This window comes from Flavobacterium endophyticum (assembly GCF_003634455.1).
Lineage (GTDB): Bacteria > Bacteroidota > Bacteroidia > Flavobacteriales > Flavobacteriaceae > Flavobacterium > Flavobacterium endophyticum.
Genome location: NZ_RBLC01000001.1, coordinates 1,057,594 through 1,077,067 on the forward strand (window position 1 = coordinate 1,057,594; position 19,474 = coordinate 1,077,067).

Annotated in this window: 20 protein-coding genes; 13 read left to right on the forward strand and 7 right to left on the reverse strand. The window is 37.9% G+C overall.

Annotated features, from left to right (window positions below; translation table 11 throughout):
* The first annotated feature begins 7 nt into the window (after nt 1-7).
* The 3 genes from polA (at nt 8) to CLV94_RS04985 (ending at nt 5,144) form a co-directional block, all read left to right on the forward strand.
* Entirely contained in the window at nt 8-2,848 is a 2,841-nt protein-coding gene (gene polA / locus CLV94_RS04975; RefSeq protein ID WP_121375323.1) for a DNA polymerase I, read from the forward strand.
* A gap of 80 nt (nt 2,849-2,928) precedes the next feature.
* Complete coding sequence (locus CLV94_RS04980; RefSeq protein WP_121375324.1) at nt 2,929-3,807, forward strand: retropepsin-like aspartic protease; 879 nt, start codon at nt 2,929-2,931, stop codon at nt 3,805-3,807.
* 29 nt (nt 3,808-3,836) lie between these two features.
* Complete coding sequence (locus tag CLV94_RS04985; RefSeq protein ID WP_121375325.1) at nt 3,837-5,144, forward strand: serine hydrolase domain-containing protein; 1,308 nt, start codon at nt 3,837-3,839, stop codon at nt 5,142-5,144.
* 32 nt (nt 5,145-5,176) lie between these two features.
* Here CLV94_RS04985 and CLV94_RS04990 read toward each other — a convergent pair whose 3' ends face one another.
* Entirely contained in the window at nt 5,177-6,199 is a 1,023-nt protein-coding gene (locus CLV94_RS04990; protein ID WP_121375326.1) for a LacI family DNA-binding transcriptional regulator, read from the reverse strand.
* 365 nt (nt 6,200-6,564) lie between these two features.
* Between CLV94_RS04990 and CLV94_RS04995 the strand changes: the two genes are divergently transcribed.
* The 7 genes from CLV94_RS04995 (at nt 6,565) to CLV94_RS05025 (ending at nt 11,828) form a co-directional block, all read left to right on the forward strand.
* Nucleotides 6,565-7,308 (forward strand): ferritin-like domain-containing protein, encoded by a 744-nt coding sequence (locus CLV94_RS04995; protein WP_121375327.1) that lies wholly within the window; start codon nt 6,565-6,567, stop codon nt 7,306-7,308.
* Between the two features lie 27 nt (nt 7,309-7,335).
* The gene (locus tag CLV94_RS05000; RefSeq protein WP_121375328.1) at nt 7,336-8,175 is read left to right on the forward strand and encodes a ferritin-like domain-containing protein; all 840 of its coding nucleotides are present in this window, start codon (nt 7,336-7,338) and stop codon (nt 8,173-8,175) included.
* A 254-nt stretch (nt 8,176-8,429) separates the two neighbouring features.
* The gene (rplM, locus tag CLV94_RS05005; protein WP_121375329.1) at nt 8,430-8,885 is read left to right on the forward strand and encodes a 50S ribosomal protein L13; all 456 of its coding nucleotides are present in this window, start codon (nt 8,430-8,432) and stop codon (nt 8,883-8,885) included.
* Entirely contained in the window at nt 8,885-9,271 is a 387-nt protein-coding gene (gene rpsI, locus CLV94_RS05010; protein WP_121375330.1) for a 30S ribosomal protein S9, read from the forward strand. The genes rplM and rpsI overlap by 1 nt, the downstream gene beginning before the upstream one ends.
* A 181-nt stretch (nt 9,272-9,452) precedes the next feature.
* Nucleotides 9,453-10,229, forward strand: a complete 777-nt coding sequence (gene rpsB, locus CLV94_RS05015; protein ID WP_121375331.1) for a 30S ribosomal protein S2 — start codon at nt 9,453-9,455, stop codon at nt 10,227-10,229.
* A 131-nt stretch (nt 10,230-10,360) separates the two neighbouring features.
* Nucleotides 10,361-11,185: a translation elongation factor Ts gene (gene tsf / locus CLV94_RS05020; protein ID WP_121375332.1), complete on the forward strand. Its 825-nt coding sequence runs from the start codon at nt 10,361-10,363 to the stop codon at nt 11,183-11,185.
* 82 nt (nt 11,186-11,267) lie between these two features.
* Nucleotides 11,268-11,828 carry a DNA-3-methyladenine glycosylase I gene (locus CLV94_RS05025; protein ID WP_121375333.1) on the forward strand — a complete coding sequence of 187 codons (561 nt, stop codon included), beginning with the start codon at nt 11,268-11,270 and terminating at the stop codon, nt 11,826-11,828.
* A 4-nt stretch (nt 11,829-11,832) separates the two neighbouring features.
* On the opposite strand, the gene aat is transcribed toward CLV94_RS05025, so the two are convergent.
* From aat to CLV94_RS05040, 3 genes are all read right to left on the reverse strand, one after another.
* Complete coding sequence (gene aat, locus CLV94_RS05030) at nt 11,833-12,471, reverse strand: leucyl/phenylalanyl-tRNA--protein transferase (RefSeq protein ID WP_121375334.1); 639 nt, start codon at nt 12,469-12,471, stop codon at nt 11,833-11,835.
* Nucleotides 12,472-12,542: 71 nt separating this feature from the next.
* A complete protein-coding gene (locus CLV94_RS05035; RefSeq protein ID WP_121375335.1) occupies nt 12,543-12,917 on the reverse strand; it encodes a DUF3127 domain-containing protein in 375 nt (124 codons plus the stop codon).
* A gap of 50 nt (nt 12,918-12,967) precedes the next feature.
* On the reverse strand, nt 12,968-13,846 hold the full coding sequence (locus tag CLV94_RS05040; protein ID WP_121375336.1) for a flavin reductase family protein: 879 nt from the start codon (nt 13,844-13,846) through the stop codon (nt 12,968-12,970).
* Between the two features lie 129 nt (nt 13,847-13,975).
* Here CLV94_RS05040 and CLV94_RS05045 point away from each other — a divergent pair, with 129 nt between their 5' ends.
* A complete protein-coding gene (locus tag CLV94_RS05045) occupies nt 13,976-15,127 on the forward strand; it encodes a sensor histidine kinase (RefSeq protein ID WP_121375337.1) in 1,152 nt (383 codons plus the stop codon).
* Between the two features lie 63 nt (nt 15,128-15,190).
* Here CLV94_RS05045 and CLV94_RS05050 read toward each other — a convergent pair whose 3' ends face one another.
* Both CLV94_RS05050 and greA read right to left on the reverse strand, forming a co-directional pair.
* Nucleotides 15,191-15,580 (reverse strand): HIT family protein, encoded by a 390-nt coding sequence (locus CLV94_RS05050; protein ID WP_121375338.1) that lies wholly within the window; start codon nt 15,578-15,580, stop codon nt 15,191-15,193.
* 23 nt (nt 15,581-15,603) lie between these two features.
* On the reverse strand, nt 15,604-16,080 hold the full coding sequence (gene greA, locus CLV94_RS05055; RefSeq protein WP_121375339.1) for a transcription elongation factor GreA: 477 nt from the start codon (nt 16,078-16,080) through the stop codon (nt 15,604-15,606).
* Nucleotides 16,081-16,246: 166 nt separating this feature from the next.
* On the opposite strand from greA, the gene CLV94_RS05060 reads away from it, so the two are divergent.
* Together CLV94_RS05060 and CLV94_RS05065 are read left to right on the forward strand one after the other, a co-directional pair.
* Entirely contained in the window at nt 16,247-16,675 is a 429-nt protein-coding gene (locus CLV94_RS05060) for a Rieske (2Fe-2S) protein (RefSeq protein ID WP_121375340.1), read from the forward strand.
* Complete coding sequence (locus CLV94_RS05065) at nt 16,676-17,158, forward strand: SRPBCC family protein (protein ID WP_121375341.1); 483 nt, start codon at nt 16,676-16,678, stop codon at nt 17,156-17,158. It begins immediately after the preceding gene.
* A gap of 54 nt (nt 17,159-17,212) precedes the next feature.
* Here the strand turns inward: CLV94_RS05065 and CLV94_RS05070 are convergent, their stop codons facing one another.
* On the reverse strand, nt 17,213-19,468 hold the full coding sequence (locus CLV94_RS05070; RefSeq protein ID WP_121375342.1) for a TonB-dependent receptor: 2,256 nt from the start codon (nt 19,466-19,468) through the stop codon (nt 17,213-17,215).
* Nucleotides 19,469-19,474 lie beyond the last annotated feature (6 nt).

Genomic DNA, 19,474 nt, shown 5'->3' on the forward strand with positions numbered 1-19,474 from the left:
AATTCTTATGTCACAACAAAAACGCCTATTTCTTCTTGATGCCTATGCTTTAATCTTTAGAGGCTATTATGCATTTATAAAAAACCCAAGAATCAACTCCAAAGGAATGGATACTTCCGCAATCATGGGATTTATGAACTCCCTCTTGGATGTAATCAAAAGAGAAAAACCGGATCATCTTGCTGTGGCATTTGACAAAGAAGGCAGTCATGTAAGAACCGAAATGTTTGCCGAGTATAAAGCAAATCGCGACGCTACTCCCGAAGCCATAAAAATAGCCATTCCTTATATCCATGACTTGTTAAGAGCCATGCACATTCCTATCATAGAAGTAGCAGGTTGCGAAGCCGACGACTTAATTGGAACCATTGCCAAACAAGCAGAAAAGCAAAACTATCAAGTATTTATGGTCACTCCTGATAAAGATTTTGCCCAATTAGTTTCGGAAAATATCTTCATGTACAAACCGGCTCGAATGGGTAACGGAATTGAAATTTGGGGAATTCCTGAAGTATTGGCAAAATTCGAAATCGAAAGGCCAGAGCAAGTAATTGATTTCTTAGGAATGATGGGCGACGCTGTCGATAATATTCCAGGTCTTCCTGGTGTTGGAGAAGTAACTGCCAAAAAACTGCTGAAGGAATTCGGCACCATGGAAAATCTTCTCGAAAATACGCACCAGCTGAAAGGCAAGATGAAAGAGAATATCGAAGCCAACAGAGAAAAAGGAATCTTATCTAAAAAACTGGCGACAATTATTACCGATTGTAACGTGACTTTCAATGAAACGGATTATGAACTTACACGTCCCGATATTGAAAAAACCGAAGCGATTTTCCAAGAATTAGAATTCAGGAGAATGGCAGAGCAGTTCGACAATCTGTTCAGAATCGACCATAATGCTCCAGTCGCCAACAACCCGGCAGAAGCAAGGCTATACAAAAAACCGCAGGCAAAAAACGAAGACCAATTTGACCTTTTTGCTTCTGCATCTTCTGATGAGAACACAGGAGAAACCAAAACCAGTTTTTACAAAACACTAAAAGACACCGAGCATTTCTACCAATTGGTCGAAGGTGACATGGCAATCAAATTCCTATTGCAGAATTTATTAAAGCAGCCAAGCGTAAGCTTTGATACCGAAACTACAGGAATCGACCCTTTGACCGCAGAATTAGTCGGAATGTCTTTTTCATGGGAAAAAGGAAAAGGATTTTATGTTCCAGTTCCACAAAACCAAACCGAAGCACAGGCAATCGTCGACAAATTCATTCCATTTTTTGAAGCAGAAGGAATTGAGAAAGTCGGCCAAAATCTAAAATACGACCTAAAAGTCTTAGCCAATTATAACATCGAAGTCAAAGGAAAAATTTTCGACACGATGATCGCGCATTATCTCATCAATCCAGATATGCGACACAACATGGATATTTTATCCGAAACCTACCTCCAATATTCGCCACAGTCTATCGAAGAATTAATCGGCAAGAAAGGAAAGAATCAAAAAACAATGAGAGAAGTTGCTGTCGAAGACGTCAAGGAATATGCTGTAGAAGATGCCGACGTGACGTTGCAACTTAAAGATTTTTTCAGTAAAGAATTAGACACCACCAATACGAAAAAGCTATTCGAAGAAATTGAAGTTCCATTGGTTCCTGTTCTTGCCGACATGGAAAAAGAAGGCGTAAACCTCGATGTACCTTTTCTTCATAATTTATCTCAAGAACTAAAAGGCGATATCCAGAAGCTGGAAAACCAAATTTATGAGAATGCCGGAGAAAAATTCAACTTGGCTTCTCCAAAACAATTAGGAGAAATCTTATTTGACAAGCTGAAAATTGGAGGCGCAAAACAAAAGAAAACCAAGACAGGACAATATGCAACTGGCGAAGAAGTGCTTTCCTATTTAGCATTATCGAGCCCATTCGTCCAAGACATTTTAGACTGGCGCCAATTGGTAAAACTGCAAAACACCTATGTGGAAGCCTTGCCGTTGCAGGTTTCTTCAAAAACAGGAAGAGTCCATACAGATTACATGCAGACCGTTGCCGCAACCGGACGTTTGAGTTCCAACAATCCTAACTTGCAGAATATCCCAATTCGTACAGAAAGAGGCCGTCTGATTCGAAAAGCATTTATTGCTCGAGACGAAAATTATACTCTAGTTTCTGCCGATTACTCTCAAATAGAATTGCGCATCATAGCCGCGTTGAGCGGAGACCCAGAAATGGTCAAATCGTTCCAGAAAGGTGAAGACATTCACGCTTCAACTGCTTCAAAAGTTTTCAACGTAGCATTAGAAGAAGTAACGCGCGAGCAAAGAAGCCACGCCAAAACCGTAAACTTCGGGATTATCTATGGCGTATCGGCCTTCGGGTTGAGCAACCAGACATCACTATCGCGTTCTGAATCTAAAGATTTGATCGATGCCTACTATCTGACTTATCCAAGACTGAAAGCTTATATCCAAGAACAGATCGAATTTGCCAGAGAAAATGGTTACGTACAGACAATTTTAGGAAGAAGACGTTACCTTAAAGACATCAACTCGCAAAATGCAGTCGTGCGTGGCGGTGCCGAACGAAATGCCGTGAATGCGCCAATCCAAGGAAGTGCTGCCGACATCATCAAAATCGCGATGATAAACATCCACAAACGCCTGAATGCCGAAAATTGGAAAAGCAAAATGTTGCTTCAAGTACACGATGAGCTTGTTTTTGACGTTCATAATAGTGAGCTAGAAAAAATCCAGCCTATGATCAAACACGAAATGGAAAATGCGTTCAAGCTGGATGTGCCTTTAATTGTTGACTTAGGAAAAGGACACGATTGGCTTGAAGCCCATTAAAAGAGTCGTAACACAAACAGAAAATTACGTCAAATAAGCAACAATCAAAAGTCCATTATCCAGATAGGACACCATTCACTATGAAAAAGTTAATTCTATTCTTATGCATCAGTTTTTGCCTAAATTCTTTCGGGCAAAATAAAATTTCAAAAACAATAACGATTCCGTTTACTTTACTGGAAAGCGGACATATTTTAGTCAAGGCCAAAATAAACAATCTAGAAGGGAATTTCATTTTTGATACTGGCGCCGGACTCAATTTAATGACCAAGAAATTTGCTGACAAAATAGAAAATCTAAAAAAAACGGATGGTTTTTATACAGGCCATAGAGCAACTGGCGAACAAATAATAGCAGATCTTTGGGATACTGAAAATTTTGAAATTGGTACTCTAAAATTAAACCACGAAAAATTTACCATAATTGATTTAGATTTTCCTGTGGATGGCTTGATTTCATTACTCCCGTTTAGACACATTCCTATTACGATCGATTATAAGAATAAAATACTGACCTTAGAAACAGATAAGTCTTTACAGCAATTAATCAAGACTGGCGCTTCAATTCCGATTCAAATTTCTGACGATTTAGAAAAGACATTGGGAATTGCTACTTACGTCAGGCTCAATGACCAGCTTACGGTACAAATGAATCTCGACAGCGGTGCTGGCTTCAACATCTTCCGATTCAATTCGAGATACATGAAACCACTTGCCATTGATTCTTCGCAGGTAAAAACAAAATACCAAAAAAGTGATTTTAAGCCTACAGAAGGAAATACATATTATTTCACTACCCTTTCCAAAATAAACACACAAACAAACGACAAAATCAAAGCTACAGATTTCAACGCTACTTTTATTGACGGATTGATTTACGAAGCCATAGGAAGCATCAACTGGCTGGGAAACAAAATCACGATCGATATCCAGAAAAAAAATATGATTATCAATAATTAGGATTCTATTTTTAAACAAAAAATAATTTCATGAAAAAAATATTCTTATTTCTATTCTTTTCCTTATCCCTACATTCATTCGGGCAAAGTGAGACAAGGTTCGACAAGATCGACAGCCTTTTAAATTATCTGGCTTCGAACAATAAATTTATGGGAAGCCTGGCCATCCAAGAAAACAACCAGATCGTTTTTGAAAAGAATTATGGCTTTGCCGACGTAAAAAACAAAATAAAAGCTGGTGCAGATACCCGATACAAGATTGGCTCTATTACCAAAACATTTACCTCGGTTGTCATCTTGCAATTGGTTGAAGAAAAAAAGCTGACGCTTGACACCAAGCTTTCACGGTTTTTCCCGACGATAAAAAATTCAGAGAACATCACGATCGAAAACCTGTTGAACCATTCAAGCGGTATTTACAGTTTTACGAACGATGCTGATTATGCTGTATATGCAAAGCTGCCAAAAACCCGAAGCGAGCTGATGAAAAAGATAAAAGCAGGAAAGCCTGTTTTTGAGCCTGGAGAAAAAGCAGAATACAGCAATTCTAATTTTGTGATTCTGGGTTGGATTATTGAAGATATTACGAAAAAAAGTTATGCCGAAAACATCGACAGCCGTATCGTAAAGAAGCTGGGACTTAAAAATACCGGATTTGCTTCAGGCGCTAAAAACGAAGCCATTTCGTATGCTTGGGATGGAAAAACTTGGCAGGAAGCTCAAAAAGAAGACATGTCAATTCCGGGTGGCGCCGGAGCTATCCTTTCCTCTGCTTCAGACTTGACCAATTTTATCAATAGCTTGTTTTCAGGAAAATTGTTAAAACAAGCTTCCTTAGACATCATGACAACTATGGACAAAGGTTACGGCAAGGGAATTTTTGCCATGCCTTTCGCAGAAAGAAAATTTTACGGACACGAAGGAGGAATCGAAAACTTCACGTCTTCCTTGACGCACTACCCAAAAGAAAAACTGAGCATCGCCTTGCTTGATAACGGACAAGGCTACGAAATGGACGGAATAATGATTGGAATCTTAAGCATCTATTACAAGATGCCGTACCGTTTTCCGAACCTAAAAACTGCGGTCGTAGAACTCTCGATCTTAAAAAAATATGAAGGCATTTATTCTGACCCTAATTTCCCGATGAAAATCTCAATCAAGGAAGAAAAAGGCGTGCTTATCTGCCAGGCAACTGGGCAAAGCTCTTTTCCGCTGAATCCGCTAAGTGATACGAATTTTAATTTCGAACCAGCTGGATTAGAATTGGTTTTCTCACCAAATGCCATGACAATACTGCAAGGCGGCAACGAGTTTAAACTCACGAAAGAAAAATAAAAAAAAGCCCATTCGATTGAATGGGCTTTTTTTTATAATTTTCGAGTAGAATCCCTCTGGCGGAGTTCCGTCTTGATGACCGTAGTCCTATAAGCATATTCTTCGTCTTTGCTTTCCAGTTTTTCGATAAGCATTTTAGCTGCTTCTTCTCCAATCTCAATACCATGCTGGCTGATTGTAGAAAGACTCGGTGTCAATCTTCGAGACCAGACTCCATCCGCAAATCCAATTACAGAAAGTTCTTCGGGAATCTTGATTCCTTTTTTGATAGCCATCTTCATAGCCATGGTCGAAGCGTGTTCGTCTAAGCCAAAAATTCCGTCAATCTCCTGATTGTCGATTAGGTCTTTCAGCCTGAAATCAAACTCATCTGGATTATCGGTTCGTATAATCAAATCCTTATTTATAGCAATATCATTATCATTTAATGCTTTCACATAGCCTTGCGCTCTCAATTTGGCCACGCTTAGATTATCGATAGAAGTAAGCAATGCGATTTTTCTACATCCTAAGGTTATCAGATGGTTCACGGCATTTACCGAAGAATCGAAATCATCAACGATTACCTTGTCACAATTTACTTCGTCAGAGATCCTGTCGAACATTACGATCGGGATGCCTTCGGAAATAATCTCTTTAAAGTGCTTAAACTCCTGCTGTTTCTGAGTTTCTTCCGAAATAGACAAAATAAAACCGTCAATCGTTCCATTGCTGAGCATGTCCATCGTATGGATCTCTTTCTTTAGCGACTCGTTAGAAATGCAGGTAATCACATTATAGCCTTTTTCATTTGCCATCTTTTCGATACCGCTGAAAACCTTCGCAAAAAACGGATTCAGAATATTAGGAATAATAACTCCGATAGTTTTGGTACTGCGATTTTTCAGATTGATGGCGATGTTATTCGGCTTGTAATTTTTAAGCTTCGCAAATTCCTGAATTTTAATTTTTGTAGGCTCGCTAATTTCCGGGCTGTTGCTCAACGCTTTAGAAACTGTCGAAACAGATACATTTAATTCTTTGGCTATTTGCTTTAAAGTTGCTTTTGGTTTCATCATTTTCAGTATAAAAGAAATGTAAAGTAAGTGAAAAAATAGAAAATATTCTTAAAATTTACAGTAAACTTAAAAATAGAAAGACAAAAACTACGGCACATTATTCGGGATTTTTAAATACTTAACACTAGTTTTATTTCATGCCAAGTACTGCTGGCATTCTTCGCACGCCTGTGCAAATTAAAAAATTAGCAACAAAAAACACCTTCATACAAACAATTACATAGCAAAAACAATTTTCACATTGTAATTATATAAAATTTTATCAAAACCGCTAACATAATTTCAACGTAAGTAGTCTACATAGATTCCCAACGGGAACCTAAATCAACCCGATTAATTATTAACCTTTTAAATGTCTACTTATGAAAAATGCAGTAACTGTAAAAGAACAGCTTACTTCGGGAACGAACCGAAGAAGCTTCTTAAAAATCAGCGGACTCACGATGGCGGCTACAGGACTACTCCTCACGGGCTGCAGCAACGATGATGATTCTGAAAACAACGGCCCGTATGCTCCAGGAATACGCAATGGCGTATTCGATCTAGGAAGCGGCGATTTGGGAGTCTTGACGTACGCGTATGCGTTGGAACAACTTGAAGCTGATTTTTATACGCGAGTTGTCAACCTCAATAATTTTGGAGCACTGTTCAATTCCGAAGAACAACAAGTACTTTCTGATTTATATGCCCACGAGGTAATCCACAGAGAATTCTTCAAGACGGCTTTGACAGGAGCCTTGAGCAATCCTTCCACACAATTACTGCCAACACTGGAATTTGATTTCAGCACCGTAAACTTTGGCAGCAGAGATTCTATCCTAGGAACGGCAAAAGCTTTAGAAGACACAGGTGTTGCCGCTTATAATGGAGCAGGAAAACTAATTACAAGCGCTGACTATTTATTATTAGCGGGGAAAATTGTTTCTGTCGAAGCACGACATGCATCCGCCATAAGAAGCTTAATCAATCCAAACTCAGACGATTTTGCTGGCGATGATATCGTAAGTGCATCAAACGGACTGGATGACGCGAAAAATCCATCACAAATACTCCCTGTAGCGGGTAGCTTTATTACGACAGAATTTTCAGCCGTCTACCTACCTTAAATACTAACCAACAAAAATTTAGAAATTATGAATCTATTAAAATTTATAGAGTCCTTCACTGATGAAAACTTCATGAAAAGCACGGGCTCCAGAAGAGATAGTTTTGGGCAGTTCGGACAATTGGGCAAAAATTTAGCCCTTGCCTCTATTCCATTAGGACTGGCAGCATTCACTAACAAAGCCTTTGCTTCAGATATAGGTCCGACACCAAGCACGCCAATCGGAGCGCTCCAGCTTGCCCTGACGCTAGAATATCTTGAAGATGAATTTTATCGCTTAGGATTAGAATCTGGCGTTATCCCGACAGGAGGAAGAGATGAAAAAGTATTCATGCAGATTGCACAACACGAAGCCGACCATGTGGAATTTCTGATTGCCGGACTCGGAGCCAATGCTGTTGCCAAACCAACATTTGACTTTACGGTCGGAGGCGCGTTTGATCCTTTCAATGCGACAGGAATAGGAAATGCCGCCGCATACCAACAATTTTTGATATTGGCACAAGCATTTGAAGACACTGGAGTAAGAGCCTACAAAGGCCAGGCTGCCAATCTGATATCGACACCTGATTTACTGACAGCCGCTTTGCAGATTCATTCCGTTGAAGCGCGCCATGCATCAGAAGTAAGAAGACTACGAGGACTTAAAGGATGGATTACCGGAAACCAAAGAGGAACTGGAATGCCGTCTGCAACTCAAGCCGTTTATGATGGAGAAGAAAATGTAATGCAGGCTGGATTTAATACGAGCACAGTAAGTAATGGCTCGTTAGGGCCTGCTATTCCAGGAACGGCAGGATCAGAATCTTATGATGAACCTTTGACTACACAACAGTCTGTCAATATTGCCAATTTGTTTATTGTATAAACCATTTACCCCTAAAATCTAGCAAACCATCTAAGCGTATTTTTAGATGGTTTTTTTGTTTTTAAATAAGCCGACACTCCTACCGAGCCATTAAACCAAAAATAATCCGTAGATTTGCCTTCTCCATTTATAGATTTTCAATCTGATAATCAGCCTCTAAAATAATCTTTTATAGGTGTTTGCATTTAAAATAAATTATTGTACTTTTGCAACCCCTTTATTGGGGATGGAATGTTTAATTAAAATAAATTATTGTGAACACATTAAGCTACAAGACAATTTCAGCTAACAAAGCCACTGTAACGAAAGAGTGGATTGTTGTTGACGCTGAAGGTCATAACTTGGGCCGTCTTGCTTCAAAGGTCGCTATGATCCTTAGAGGTAAATACAAACCAAGTTATACACCGCACGTGGACTGTGGAGATAACGTAATTGTTATCAATGCAGAAAAAATCAACCTTACAGGTAACAAAATGGATGACAAAATCTATATGCGTCATACAGGATACCCAGGAGGACAAAGAACTTTAACTGCTAAAGTATTACAGACAAAAAATCCAGCTACTTTAGTGGAAAAAGCAGTAAAAGGAATGTTGCCTAAAAACAAATTAGGAGCACAACTTTTCAGAAATTTAAATGTTGTTGTAGGTCCAGAGCACAAACAAGAAGCTCAAAAACCTAAAACTGTTAACCTTAACGATCTTAAGTAATGGCTACAATTCACAAAATCGGTAGAAGAAAAACCGCTGTTGCTCGTGTTTATGTTACAGAAGGAACTGGAAACATCACGGTAAACAAAAAAGAATTTACAACTTACTTCCCAACTGCAACTTTACAGTACAAAGTATTGCAACCTCTTTCTATGACAGAGAACGCATCTAACTTTGACGTAAAAGTAAACGTTTATGGTGGTGGTTCAACTGGTCAAGCAGAAGCTGTAAGAATGGCATTAGCACGCGTAATGTGTGAAGTAAATGCTGAAAACAGAGCAATCTTGAAACCAGAAGGTTTATTAACTAGAGACCCAAGAATGGTTGAACGTAAAAAATTCGGTCAGAAGAAAGCTCGTAAGAGATTCCAATTCTCTAAACGTTAATATTACCGTCTTTTCTGTATTGGAAAAGACCTCGTTCATTTATTATTTAAAAACAATGTTGTTATTCCCTGCCGAGGCAGGAAATTAGTTTAGCATCTAAATGAAGCCTAAAGCCTAAAGCTCAGCTTAAAGCCAAAAAGGAACATTGCTAATTCAACAGAACGTAAACTATTACATTAAAATGGCAAACAAAGTAGAAGTTAAAGAATTACTAGAAGCAGGTGTTCACTTCGGACACATGACTAGAAAATGGGATCCAAACATGGCTCCTTACATCTATATGGAGCGTAATGGAATTCACATTATCAATCTATATAAAACTGCAGCTAAAATCGAAGAAGCTAATGAAGCTTTGAAAAAAATCGCTGCATCTGGTAGAAAAATATTATTCGTTGCTACCAAAAAACAAGCAAAAGATATCGTAGCTGAAAAAGCAGCTGCTGCAAACATGCCTTACATCACTGAAAGATGGCCAGGTGGTATGCTGACTAACTTCGTAACTATCAGAAAAGCGGTTAAAAAAATGGCTTCTATCGATAGAATGAAGAAAGACGGTACTTTCATGACATTATCTAAAAAAGAACGTTTACAGGTTGATCGTCTTCGTGCAAAATTAGAGAAGAACTTAGGTTCTATCGCTGATATGTCAAGACTTCCTGCTGCATTGTTCGTTGTAGACATTAAAGCTGAACACATCGCAATTAAAGAAGCTCAAAAATTAAACATTCCAGTTTTCGCAATGGTGGATACAAACTCTGACCCAAGAGAGGTTGATTATGTAATCCCTGCAAATGATGATGCTTCTAAATCAATCGATAAAATTTTATCTTTAGTAACTACTGCTGTTATCGAAGGTCTTTCTGACAGAAACACAACTTCTGAAAAAGAGACTGAGCAGCCAGTTGGCGAAGTTGCAGACGCTCCAAGCGAAACTGTAGAAACTTCAACAGAAGAATAAATTAAATTAGAGTTCCAATTTTTAAATTCCAATTCCAAATAAATTACAATACGTTGATAATTTAATAAACTTGGGATTTGGAATTTAAATCTTGGGATTTTTTATTTTTAACCCTTAAAAAAAATACTAAAATGGCAACTATAACTGCTGCAGATGTAAATAAATTAAGAACCTTGACCGGTGCAGGAATGATGGACTGCAAGAAAGCTCTTGTTGAAGCTGACGGAGATTTCGATCTAGCTATCGAAAACCTACGTAAAAAAGGTCAAAAAGTAGCTGCTAACAGATCAGATAGAGAATCTACTGAAGGTGCTGCTATCGCTGTTGTAAATGCAGACAAAACTGCTGGCGTTGTGATCTCATTGAACTGTGAGACTGACTTCGTTGGAAAAAATGAAGGTTTCGTAAAGTTGGCTACAGATTTGGCTAACCTTGCTTTAAACTTCCAAACTAAAGAAGATTTTTTAGCTGCTGATTTCAACGGAATCACTGTTGCTGACAAATTGATCGAGCAAACTGGAGTTATCGGAGAAAAAATCGAAATCGGTTCTTTCGAAAGATTAGAAGGTGCTTTCGTTGGATCTTACATCCACGCTGGTAACAAAATCGCTACTTTAGTTTCTCTTTCTGCTAATGTTCCTGGTGCTGAAGAAGCAGCTAGAAACGTTGCAATGCAAGCTGCTGCCATGAACCCAATCGCGTTAGACGAGGCTGGTGTTGATGCATCTATCATCGAAAAAGAAGTAGAAATCGCTAAAGACCAATTGCGTCAAGAAGGAAAACCAGAAGCTATGCTAGATAACATCGCTAAAGGTAAAATCCAACGTTTCTACAAAGACAATACTTTAGTAAACCAAGACTACATTAAAGACGGCGCTGTTAGCGTTTCTGGATATGTAAAATCTGTTGACGCAAACTTGACAGTTACTGGTTTCAAAAGAGCTGCTTTAGGATAATCTTCTAAAATAGTTCCACATATACAATCCCGCTTCTAACCGAAGCGGGATTTTTATTTATATTTGGATTAAAATCTGAGCAATGGAAGAAAAGATAAGATGTAGATGGTGTATTGGCGATGCGTTATACGAAAAATACCATGATGAAGAATGGGGCGTTCCTGTATATGACGACCAAAAACTATTCGAATTCTTAATCCTAGAAACATTCCAAGCAGGATTAAGCTGGATTACCATACTCAGAAAAAGAGAGAACTTTAAAAAGGCTTTTGACAATTTCGATTATAAAAAAGTCGCTAACTATGATGAAGAAAAAATCCAAGATCTTCTCCAAGACATCGGAATCATTCGCAACCAGCTAAAAATCCGTTCTGCCGTTACCAATGCAAAAGCCTTTATGGAAACCCAAAAAGAATTTGGAAGCTTCTCTAATTACATTTGGAAATTCACTGATGGCAATCCCATCATAAACCGTCCGAAATCACTATCTGAAGTTCCAGCCACAACATCGCTTTCTGACAAAATCAGCAAAGATTTAAAAAAGAGAGGATTTAAATTTGTAGGTTCGACGGTAATTTATGCACACATGCAAGCCACAGGAATGGTCAATGACCACATTGAGGCATGCTGGACAATGAAGTAATTCATTATTTGGATTTTAAAATCGCAATAAAATCTTCCCTAGGAATCACGCTTGCTCCCAAGCTTTCTAGATGATTATTATGAACTTGGCAATCCAAAAGCTTATAATTTTCTTCCTTTAGCTTTTTTACTAAAGAAATGAAGGCTACTTTCGAAGCATTAGAAACTTTAGAAAACATACTTTCTCCGCAAAAAATATGGCCTAAATCGATTCCATAAAGTCCGCCAACAAGAATATCTTCTTGCCACACTTCGACAGATTTTGCAATTCCCATTTCATTTAGCTTTGAGTATGCCTCAATCATTCCGTCAGTAATCCAAGTTCCACGTTGTCCATCTCTTTTGATAGAACTGCAATTTGAAATTACTTCTTTAAAATTCTGATTGAATGTTACTTTAAAGATGCCTCTGTTCAGTATATTTCTCATGCTTTTTGAAACCGAAAATTCATTCGGAAACAAAACCATTCGTTCTTCAGGCGACCACCAAAGAATTGGCTCGTCTTCATCAAACCATGGAAAAATACCGCTCTTGTAGGCCAAAAGCAGGCGTTCTGGTGACAAATCTCCGCCAATAGCTAAGATACCATCCTCATCCGTTTCATTTACTGGAGGAAAAAATAATTCTTTGGTAAGGAAATACATTTATAACTTATTTTACTTCATAAAAAAACCGCAAGAATTTCTGCGGTTTTTTGATACTTCTGCTTTATTTATTAGAAAGGCAAATCGTCGTGCTCTTCTTCTTTAAAATTATTTGCTGGTTCAAAAGCTTCTCTTGCCGGCATTGGAGGAACTTGAGCAGAAGGAGCCTCGGCTTGCAGTTTTTCGATTCTCCAGCCTTGAATGCTGTTGAAATATTTAGTTTCTCCTTGAGGATTTACCCACTCTCTGCCTCTTAGGTTGATTGAAACCTTCACAGGCTCACCTACTGAATAGTTATTCAATAGATCGCATTTGTCTTGCGTGAATTCAATCATGATATGTTGCGGGTATTGCTCCTCAGTAGTAACAACCAATTCTCTTTTTTTAAATGACGCACTAACTTGCTGTTCGGCATTTATTACTTTAACTTTTCCAGTAACTTCCATAATCTCTATTGTTTTTGTTTATTTATATGGCTTGTAATTCAGCCTTTTCATTATATTTTTTCAGAGAGCAACACTTTCCATGCCGCAATCACTTCATTATTATCCAAGTATTCTTTTGCTTTCAAATGCACTTTTTCCTGATCATCGGAACTCAAAACGCCTTTGACGGCAAAATTCTGATTTACAAATATAGCAACTTCTTCGCTTGTAGGCAATGCTTCAACGTTGCCTAATTTACCTAAATCATTGCCGTCGAAAATCGGACTATTTTTTATAAAATCTGGTATTTGGTCAACACCGATTCCTAATGTGGTCAATGGCTTTTCAACTTCAAACAATCCCATATTTGAACGCGAATACCAATTACCGCCTAGCCTCGAGACCAAGTCAATTTTATGTTGATCGATAGCACCATTTTCATCCAAAATCTTCTCATCAATATGCATTTTTACAATCTCACAGATAATTAGATTCCCTGCACCGCCTTCGCTTCCAAGACTGATGATTTCTTGTATCTTACATTCAAATTGAACGGGAGATTCTTTTACACGGAAAGGCTTTACCAAATCAGATGGAATTGGCCTAAATCCAGCTTTTAAAAATTCATTTACACCATTGCCATATTCTGTACTCGACAGGGAAGCCTGCTGTACCATATCAAAATTAACTACATTAATTACAACTTCTCGAGTAGCTTCGGCATTGATTAAGGTATGTTTTATCGTATTGTCGCGGACACGTCGAGATGGCGAAAAAACCAAAATTGGCGGGTTAGCGCTAAAAAGGTTAAAAAAACTAAAGGGCGATAAATTCGGATTTCCGTTACGGTCAACGGTACTTGCAAAAGCAATCGGCCTAGGGCCTACTGATCCTTGAAGATAACCCTGTAATTTTGCTGTCGAAATTTCTTTCGGCTCTATACTAATCATAAAATTCTCCGTTTAAACAAAAGTAATAAATTGAATCATAAGGAAAGAATGAAGTATTTAAGACTTATAAACAGTTTAAGATTTTGACTTTGTTTCTTTTGCTTATATTTATACCTCAAAATAAGATTTATGCAGTTTTCTGAAAAAAGAAATGTCACACGATGGATTATCATCATGATCTCTTTCATCATAATTTCTCTCATCCTTTGGAATACCTATACTTTTTTCCAAATCTTTAAAAATGAAGAGCATCTAAAAATGCAGATTTGGGCGACTTCATTAAAGACAATCAATAAGGCCGATTTAGAAAATGACGACATTGAATTACCTAGGCAGATTGTAGACAAAAACACTACCATTCCTATCGTGCTTACTGATCAAGCAGGAAATATTATGGGAATGCGGAATATCGATGAAAAAATCGCGAATGATTCTATCAAAGCCAAAGCCTTTTTCAAGAATTTTAAAAATGAAAATGAGCCAATTCCGATAGAATACCTGCCAGGAGAAATTCAGTATATTTATTATGGGAATTCTTCGCTTTTGAATAACTTGAAATATTATCCGATTGCACTATTTCTTATTTTAGTCTTGTTTGGATTACTTATCTTCAACTTTTACCGTGCCAGCAGAATGGCTACCCAAAACAAGCTTTGGGCGGGTATGGCGAAAGAAACCGCGCATCAGATAGGCACGCCGCTTTCTTCATTGCTTGGCTGGATTGAAATCATGAAAGCTGATAATGTCGACGAAACAACGGTAACCGAAGTCGAAAAAGACATTTTCAGATTGCAGACCATCGCCGATCGTTTTTCAAAAATTGGTTCAGAACCTGTTTTAGAAGAAAAGGATATTATTGCGGAGACAGAACAGTCGTATGATTATCTAAAATCCAGATTTTCGAATCAGATTAATTTTTCTTTCAAAGCTCCAGACCACGCGATCATGACTTCCATCAACCCAATATTACACAGCTGGACGATCGAAAATCTTGTCAAGAATGCGATTGATGCCATGAAAGGAAGAGGAAATCTATCTATTGTCATTGAAGAAGATTCTCGTTTTGTAAAAATAAAAGTAACCGATACTGGAAAAGGAATTCCAAAAAAACAATTCAAGAGGATTTTCGAGCCTGGATTTACAACTAAAAAGCGTGGTTGGGGATTAGGACTTTCGTTAACCAAAAGAATCGTAGAGGAGTATCATGACGGAAAAATAAAGGTCTTTTCGTCAGAAACAGGAAAAGGCACCTGCATGTTGGTAAGTCTGAGGAAAGTCTAAAAAGAAACAGCCGCAAATTCAATATTTACTGAATCTGCGGCTGCAAATATTTTTAAAAAAAGATTATAAGTTGGCTGCTATCTCTTTTGCCAATACTTCAAATTCTTCTTGGGTTAATTTTACTTTATTCTGGAAACGCATTTCGTCCATTTCATTTAACGGAATCAAATGTACGTGCGTATGCGGAACTTCCAAACCAATAACGGCTACACCTACTCTTTTGCAAGGAACTGTCTTCTCTATGGCCTTGGCTACTTTTCTAGAAAATTTCATCAATCCCAAATAATGCTCTTCGTCCATATCAAAAATCTTATCGATTTCTTTTTTTGGAATGCAAAGCGTATGTCCTTTTGCATTTGGATTTACATCCAGAAAGGCAAGATAATTTTCGTCCTCGGTAATTTTATAAGCTGGAATTTCTCCGTTGATTATTTTTGTGAAAATTGAGCTCATTGGTTCAGAATTCTGGGTTAAACTTAGTCTCTTGATATTTCTAAAATTTCAAATTTCAAGATACCGTTCGGCACTGTAATTTCGGCTATTTCGCCTACTGATTTTCCTAGCAATCCTTTTCCAATTGGAGAAGTAACAGATATCTTTCCTGTCTTAAGGTCGGCTTCACTTTCAGCTACCAATGTATATTTCATTTCCATGCCATTCGATTGGTTTTTGATTTTCACATTTGACAGCACCAATACTTTGGAAACGTCAAGTTGCGATTCGTCAATCAGACGGGCATTTGCGTAAACTTCTTCTAATTTTGAAATTCTCATTTCGAGCAAACCTTGGGCCTCTTTAGCCGCATCGTATTCTGCATTTTCAGACAAATCCCCTTTATCTCTAGCCTCAGCAATTGCTTGAGACGCTTTTGGGCGCTCAATACTTTTTAGCTGTTCTAGTTCCTCTTTCAATTTTTTTAAGCCTTCTGCTGTATAATAAGATACGTTACTCATAATTTCATCGTTATATATAAAATAGAAAAAATCCCATCACGACGGGATTTCTTTCCACAAAGATAGTATTTTTAATTCAAATCGATATTTATATACTATTCGTATACAAAACCAAAGTTAATTAAATTAAATTTGTTTCTACAAATTATACAATGGAATTTTTAAGATGAAAAAGATTATTGCCCTTTTATTTATCAGTATCGCAATTGCAGCATGTTCTGACAGCAATTTCAACAATAGAAACCCTTATATTCCGAATTATTCTTTTACCGTTGAGATCAATACCAATCTTCCTTTGTATAGTGATCTTCAATACACCGGAAATGGCAAGCTGATTACGCTAAATGGCGCAGGTGCAAACGGCATCATCGTTTTTAATGCCGGATCAGGAAATTTTAGGGCTTATGATGCCAGTTGTCCTAATCAGTATCCTAGCAGTTGTTCCCGTTTAGAAGTAGAAGGCATCAATGCTGTCTGCCCATGTGATGACGTTGCGTACAGCTTGTTTACAGGCCTTGCGGATGCCGATGTGGAATACCCGATGAAACCTTACCGCGTTGAAGTAAACGGAAACGTCATCCGAGTTTATAACTAAATGCCTCGAATTTATCTTGAAACAAGAATTTCTGCACCTGTAGAGACTGTATTTGATTTGTCAAGAAGCATCGATTTGCATAAACTTTCAACTGAGCATACCAAAGAACAAGCGATTGCCGGCAAAACTTCCGGATTGATTGCATTAGGTGAAACAGTGACTTGGCGCGCAAAACATCTAGGATTTACTCAAAATCTTACCTCTAAAATAACAGACCATAACTATCCGCTTTTCTTTGCAGATGAGATGATCCCAGGAGCTTTCAAAGAATTCCGCCATGAACATCGTTTCGAGCGTCATGAAAATACGACTTTGATGATTGATGTTTTTACGTATCAATCTCCTCTTGGATTCTTCGGAAAATTAGCCGACTTCGTTTTCTTAAAAAAATACCTCAGCAATCTGTTAGAAAGAAGGAATCTTATCATAAAGGATTTTGCAGAGACAGAAAAATGGCAACAAGTATTGAAAGAAAAAGCCTGACAAGTCATGATAGACTTGCCAGGCTTTGGGAAAAATAATTAAAAAACTTCTCTTTTAAAACTTCAAGGTCATTCCGGCCAAGAAATTAATTCCGGCTTGCGGATAATATCCAGCGCCTTCCATTGTTGTTATAGTACCTGGATTTGAAAAATCATCATCATACGTATAGAAATAACCATTAGACTCGTATTTGTAGTCAAAAACGTTGTTTACTAAACCTGAAAAAATGATTGATTTGAAAACAGAATTGGTTTTGATTTCGTAAGAAATATTAAAATCGCTCACAGAATAACTTTCTAATTTTGATCCTTTAGAATCAATATTTCCCATATACTGATCTCCAACAAATTTCGTCAGAAGAGAAACCTGCATGTTCTTGATTGGTAAAAATGTAATTGCGTTCCCAACGATCACGTTAGGCGAAAAGGCAATGTTCGTATTTCCTAGTTTCTCTAATGTGCCATCTCTTTGGAAGACAAAATCTTCATTTTTGTTTGTGCTTACAGTTACATTCGGGCGGAAAATCCATTTGTCTGCCACAAAAAGAGTCGCATCAATTTCCAATCCAAGTCTATAACTTTCACCGCTATTTTGGCGAATAGGCGCTCCTACATCGTTCAAAGCTCCAGTCAATACCAGCTGGTCTTGGTATCGCATATAATAGCCGTTTACATTCAGTTTTGTTTTTGGCGCATTGTACCTCCATCCTAGCTCAAAATCGTTGAGCTTTTCAGGTTTTGGATTTCCAGACTCGTAATCGCTTCTGTTGGGTTCTCTGTTTGCTCTTGCGTATGAGAAATAGATATTATTTTCATCGTTAACGATGTAGGTAATTCCTGCTTTCGGATTGAAGAAATTAAAATTATCATCTACAGAACCTGTATCTGCTCCTTTGGTCTTATAGCCTACATTTCTGTATTGCAAGTCTCCGAAAAGGCTCCAATTTTCATTGAATTTGTAATTTACTTTTGCAAAGACATTGAAATCGGTTTTTGTAGAAAAGTCATCATAATATTTGAAATTGTATTCTGGCAAAATGAAGCTTCTTGTCCAAAGAATATTCCCGAAATGCTTGCCTTCATATTTGTTCCAGCCGCCTCCAAGTATGAAATCCAGCTTCTCATTTTTATAATTGGCAGAAAATGTCGTTCCATAAAAATCGTTATCAAGCCATTTTCTACGAATCAAGTCGCTTGACTCGATCAATTCCCCTTCAACAACTTGCGGCTGAATTCCATATTCGGATAAATCTTCGTCTACTTTATAGTTTTCATAATAACCTTTTCCTTTGGTATAGTGAAAAGCCAGATTTGTACTCCAGTTGTCTGAAAAACGCTCATTCCAATGCAATTGGTAGTGATCTTGGTTGTAATTATCCGTTTCATTATCATAGAAACGCGTCACGCCATTGTCATCGACATATTCTCCGGAAGTATTATAAGTCCTGTCATTTTTAAGCTTATCTGGATCTTCCAGCCCATTCCAAGCTTGATATGTTTTTTCTTTTCCTCCAAAAACCAATGCCTTTATCAGGGTTGTGTTTCCTATGTACGTTCCTTGAAAAAAGTATGACTTCAGGTCTGACGACGCCCTATCGATATAACCATCTGATTTGATATTAGAAACGCGCCCAGCCAGTTCAAAATGATCCTTTATCAATCCGGTGCTGAACTTCAAGGTATGTTTTCTAGAATTAAAGCTTCCGAAAGAATTGGAAATTTCGCCATTTGCTTCTGTCGCATAGGAATCTGTCAGCAAGTTTAAACTGGCACCAAAGGCTCCGGCTCCATTTGTAGAAGTTCCGACACCACGCTGCAGCTGTATGTTCTGGACTGACGAGGCAAAATCAGGCATATTTACCCAAAAAGTACCTTGCGACTCAGAATCATTATATGGAATTCCGTTAAGCGTCACGTTAACCCTTCGGGAATCGGAACCTCTGACGCTGATGGCAGAATATCCGATGCCGTTACCTGCATCCGACGTAATTACTACGGATGGCAGATAGTTTAGCAAGGCTGGAATATCCTGACCTAAATTCCTAGATTCTAATTCTTTTTTGCTGATGTTGCTGAAAGTAACTGGCGTTTGTGCCGTAACTCGGACAGCGGAAACTAAAACCTCATCGAGATTATTGGTTTTTGTGGTGTCAATAACCACTTTTTCTTGAGCAAAAAGAGATCCGGATGTAAAAAATGCAAGTCCTAAAAGGGTTCTTGCATGAAGAAGGGATCCAGACGTATAATTTTGACTACGGTTTTTATGCCTGTCTTTCTGTCTGGACTCATTTTTTTTGAATAAAGTTTTCATTCGTAA